Origin of the sequence: Streptomyces regalis (genome assembly GCF_001509475.1) — a bacterium.
Taxonomy (GTDB): domain Bacteria; phylum Actinomycetota; class Actinomycetes; order Streptomycetales; family Streptomycetaceae; genus Streptomyces; species Streptomyces regalis.
In genome coordinates this window covers 1-5,123 of sequence record NZ_LLZG01000146.1, presented here as the reverse complement: position 1 = coordinate 5,123, position 5,123 = coordinate 1, and the positions used below count along the sequence as shown (strand labels likewise).

Annotated in this window: 3 protein-coding genes; 2 read left to right on the top strand and 1 reads right to left on the bottom strand. The window is 68.9% G+C overall.

What is annotated here, in order from left to right; translation table 11 throughout:
• Positions 1-191: 191 nt before the first annotated feature.
• Positions 192-740: an Rv3235 family protein gene (locus tag ADL12_RS56530; protein ID WP_062703988.1), complete on the top strand. Its 549-nt coding sequence runs from the start codon at positions 192-194 to the stop codon at positions 738-740.
• 172 nt (positions 741-912) lie between these two features.
• Here the strand turns inward: ADL12_RS56530 and secA are convergent, their stop codons facing one another.
• On the bottom strand, positions 913-3,732 hold the full coding sequence (secA, locus tag ADL12_RS19685; protein WP_062703987.1) for a preprotein translocase subunit SecA: 2,820 nt from the start codon (positions 3,730-3,732) through the stop codon (positions 913-915).
• Positions 3,733-4,005: 273 nt separating this feature from the next.
• Between secA and ADL12_RS19680 the strand changes: the two genes are divergently transcribed.
• Positions 4,006-4,605 (top strand): GNAT family N-acetyltransferase, encoded by a 600-nt coding sequence (locus ADL12_RS19680; RefSeq protein WP_062703986.1) that lies wholly within the window; start codon positions 4,006-4,008, stop codon positions 4,603-4,605.
• Positions 4,606-5,123 lie beyond the last annotated feature (518 nt).

The window sequence follows — 5,123 nt, the reverse complement described above, 5'->3', positions numbered from 1 at the left end:
CCCGCCGCCCCGGCGGCACCCCACCCCGCACACCGAGCCACGGCGCATCCCGTACGACGTCACCCGACGGCCGCCCACCGAACTCACCCGGCACGGCAAACCCCCTCACCCGCACCAGGCCCGCCGACAACCGGCCGCCCACCACCGGGGGCAGCATCAGCGCAATCGCCCACGTACCTCCGCCGGCTGCAGTGTCCGCGGCGCCTGCGGGCAGTCGTGCCGTCGGGTCGGCCCCCGCCCCGGAGCAGCTCGGCACCCCACCGGCGTCGGTCCGCATGGCCCACCCGGCCGCCCCGGCCCCGACCTGGGGCGCCCCGCAAGCCCCGGCGAGGCAAGGGGCCCACGCACCCCACCTCGTCCCGGCGCAGGCCTCTCGCAGGCCGATCGCCCAGATCCCCCAACCCCGCCCCACAGACGTCTTCGCCGACCGCCTGCTCCTGGTCCTGAGCGGTCAGCGCCCCGTCCACTCGATGCTCCGCCACACCATCGGCCGCGCCTACGACGAACTCGTCTGGCTCGCGGAACGCAGCCCCCTGCGCGCCCGCGGCACTCGCCCCGTCATCCGCGACATCGGATACTTCGAGCCCCGTGCGGGAGCCATCGAGGCCTTCGCCCGCATCGGCGCCGGGGACCAGGTGCGCGCCATGGCATTCCGCCTGGAACAGGGTGGGGACCTCCGCTGGCGCTGCACGGCGGTGGAACTGGGCGGCCCGCGCAGGCCACGCCCGGCCGACGACTGACCACCACCGCGGGTCGCCGAGAGCCGCAGCAGGCCACGCACGCCGAAGGGCCGGGCTCCCAACGGAGACCCGGCCCTTCCAGTCGCTACGACGCCGCAGGCACCGGCACAGGTACCGGCACCGTCTTCCCGACGGCGCCATACCCGTGCGGCGCTCTCACCCGGCGCCGGCGCTACTTCTTACGACGCCGACCGCCACGCGACTGCTTGCGCCGCTCCGCGCGCGTGAGGCCGTCGGCCTCGGAGCGCACCGGCTCGTCGTCGTTGGTGAAGTCGCCCTCGACGATGTCGCCCTCGCCGTCCACCTTGGGAGCGGTGTAGTGCAGCCGGTCCGGGCGGCGCGGGGCATCGAGACCCTTGGCACGGATCTCGGGACGCGCGCCCGCCTGCGCCGGCACCGCGTCCTTCTTCTCCAGGTCGGCCACCGGCTTGGTGTCCTCGACCGGGACCTCCTCGACCTGCTGCTCGACCTGGACCTCCAGGTTGAACAGGTAGCCGACGGACTCCTCCTTGATGCCCTCCATCATCGCGGTGAACATGTCGAAGCCCTCGCGCTGGTACTCGACCAGCGGGTCCTTCTGCGCCATCGCGCGCAGGCCGATGCCCTCCTGGAGGTAGTCCATCTCGTAGAGGTGCTCGCGCCACTTGCGGTCCAGGACCGACAGGACGACCCGGCGCTCCAGCTCACGCATGATCTCGGAGCCGAGCTGCGCCTCACGCGCCGCGTACTGGTCGTGAATGTCGTCCTTGATGGACTCGGCGATGAACTCGGCGGTCAGCCCGGCGCGGTCACCGGCCGCCTCCTCCAGCTCCTCGATGGTGACCTTCACCGGGTAGAGCTGCTTGAAGGCACCCCACAGCCGGTCCAGGTCCCACTCCTCGGCGAAGCCCTCGGCGGTCTCCGCGGCGACGTACGCGTCGATCGTGTCGTCCATGAAGTGCTGCACCTGCTCGTGCAGGTCCTCGCCCTCGAGGACGCGGCGCCGCTCGCCGTAGATGACCTCGCGCTGGCGGTTGAGGACCTCGTCGTACTTCAGGACGTTCTTACGGGTCTCGAAGTTCTGCTGCTCGACCTGCGACTGGGCGGACGCGATCGCGCGCGTGACCATCTTGTTCTCGATCGGCACGTCGTCCGGGACGTTCGCCATCGACATCACGCGCTCGACCATCTGAGCCTTGAACAGGCGCATCAGGTCGTCGCCGAGCGACAGGTAGAAGCGCGACTCACCGGGGTCGCCCTGACGGCCGGAACGACCGCGCAGCTGGTTGTCGATACGACGCGACTCGTGCCGCTCGGTGCCGAGGACGTAGAGCCCGCCGAGGTTCTTCACCTCCTCGAACTCCGCCTTGACCGCCTGCTCGGCCTTCTCCAGGGCGGCGGGCAGAGCCGCGGCCCACTCCTCGATGTGCTCCTCGGGGTCGAGGCCGCGCTGGCGCAGCTCCGCCTCGGCGAGGTCGTCGGGGTTGCCGCCGAGCTTGATGTCCGTACCACGACCGGCCATGTTGGTGGCCACCGTCACGGCACCCTTGCGGCCGGCCTGGGCGACGATCGTCGCCTCACGGTCGTGCTGCTTCGCGTTCAGCACCTCGTGCTGGATGCCGCGCTTGCTCAGCTGCTGCGACAGGTACTCGGACTTCTCGACCGACGTCGTACCGACGAGGATCGGCTGGCCCTTCTCGTGCTTCTCGGCGATGTCGTCGACGACCGCCTCGAACTTGGCGACCTCGGTGCGGTAGATCAGGTCCGACTGGTCCTTGCGTACCATCGGCCGGTTGGTCGGGATCGGGACCACGCCGAGCTTGTAGATCTGGTGGAACTCGGCGGCCTCGGTCATCGCCGTACCGGTCATGCCGGAGAGCTTGTTGTAGAGGCGGAAGAAGTTCTGCAGGGTGATCGTGGCGAGGGTCTGGTTCTCGTCCTTGATGTCCACCCCTTCCTTCGCCTCGATCGCCTGGTGCATGCCCTCGTTGTAGCGGCGGCCGGCGAGGATACGGCCGGTGTGCTCGTCGACGATCATGACCTCGCCGTCGATGACGACGTAGTCCTTGTCCTTCTTGAAGAGCTCCTTCGCCTTGATGGCGTTGTTCAGGTAGCCCACCAGCGGCGTGTTCACCGACTCGTAGAGGTTGTCGATGCCCAGCCAGTCCTCGACCTTGGCGACACCGGACTCGTGGATGGCGACCGTGCGCTTCTTCTCGTCGACCTCGTAGTCGCCGGTCTCCTCGATGCCCTTGAGGGGGTTGCCCGCCTCGCCCTTCTTCAGGCGCGTGACCAGCTTGGCGAAGTCGCCGTACCACTTGGTGGCCTGGTCGGCCGGGCCGGAGATGATCAGCGGCGTACGGGCCTCGTCGACGAGGATGGAGTCGACCTCGTCGACGATGGCGTAGTTGTGGCCGCGCTGGACGAGCTCGTCCTTGGACCACGCCATGTTGTCGCGGAGGTAGTCGAAGCCGAACTCGTTGTTCGTGCCGTAGGTGATGTCGCAGTTGTACTGCTCGCGGCGCTGGGCCGGCGTCATGTTGGCGAGGATGCAGCCGACGGACAGACCCAGGAACTTGTGGACGCGGCCCATCATCTCGGAGTCGCGCTCGGCCAGATAGTCGTTGACCGTGATGAGGTGAACGCCGTCTCCGGAAAGAGCGTTCAGATACGCGGGCAGCGTGCCGACGAGGGTCTTGCCCTCACCGGTCTTCATCTCGGCGACATAGCCGAGGTGGAGGGCGGCGCCACCCATCAGCTGCACGTCGTAGTGCCGCTGCCCGAGGACGCGCTTGGCGGCCTCGCGCACGGTGGCAAAGGCCTCCGGGAGCAGATCATCCAGGCTCTCACCATCGGCGTACCGCTGCTTGTACTCATCGGTGAGGGCCCGCAGCTCGGCGTCGGAGAGGTCGACGAAGTCCTCTTCGATGGAGTTGACCTGGTCCGCGATGCGGTGCAGCTTGCGCAGGATCTTGCCTTCGCCTGCACGCATGATCTTCGAGAGGACGGACACGGGGGTTGGTCTCCTTGCCGGTCGGGCCTGGGACGGTCGGTTTCCATTTGACTTGACTGAGCAACGGCCATCGTATGCGAGGACCCCGCCACGCCGGGAGCCTGCCGGTGACGCCGACCGTCCGCTGCTTCAAATCTCCGTCAAAGGGGACAACGGCCGGGGGTCACAGATGGTGCCGCGTTCCGCCCACGAATTGCGCGAAATGCGATCACACGCTCACTCTCCGCTCAGTGCGGATGGCATGTGCCACGCCCCCCGGAGCAGAATCGGCCGATGGAACCCGTCACGCTCACCACCGGCCGCCTCCTGATGCGCACGGTCGGCCCGAAGGACACCGACGCCGTGTACGAGGCCGCCCAGGACCCCGACATCCAGCGCTGGGCCACGCTCCCCTCGCCCTACCTGTACGAGCACGCCCACAGCTTCACCGACCAACTGGCCCCCGAGGGCTGGAGGAACGGTTCGATGTTCACCTGGGGACTCTTCCTCCCCGAAGGGGAGGACCTGGTGGGCATGCTCGGTCTCACGATGCGTTCCATCAGCGGGGCCGAGATCGGTTTCTGGGGCACGAAGGAACACCGCGGCAACGGCTACATCACCGAGGCCGTCCTCGCCGCGTCCCGCTGGGCCTTCGTCCACCTCTCGATCGACCGCGTGGAATGGCGCGCGGAGGTCGGCAACAGCCCCTCCCTCGCCGTGGCGGAACGCGCCGGTTTCACCCTCGAGGGCACCCTCCGCTCCGCCATCGTCCACCAGGGCGTACACCGTGACTGCTGGGTGGGCTCCTTGCTCCCATCGGACCTCGGCCTGCCATCGACGGCCCCGTACCTGCCCGCACCAACACCCTCAACCCGATCCGGCACCGAAGACTGAGCCCATCCATCTCGAGCCCCTCCCGGGGGAACGCTGCGTCCCGGCGCCTCCCACCGTGGGCACATTGCCTTCCGCCCCCATCTGCGGAGGGAGTGCTGCCGCCCCGACCTCACCCACCATGGGCACGGTGCCGTCCCGGCCCCAGCGGAGGGAACGTAGCCGTCCCGAGCTCCACCCACGTGGGGACACGGCCGACCTGCCCCCACCCACCCGCTTCCCCACGCCGTCCCGACAATCCAGTCGGTCCGGCGTTCGAGGACAACACGGACACCATCCCCAGCCCCACCCGCCACCCACAGCGGGTTTCGCTTTTCAAAGCCGGCCCATGCATCCCAGCCCATCCAGCGTTCGAGGCCAAGCACCACCATCCCGATCCCCACCCACCCACACGGGGCTTCGCCTCACAGCGCCGACGGTCACTTCCCAGCGCCAGTCCGTGCATCCCAGCCCGGCTGGCGGTTGGGGCCGGGCACGGCCATCCCGATCCCCACCCACCCACACGGGGCTTCGCCTCACAG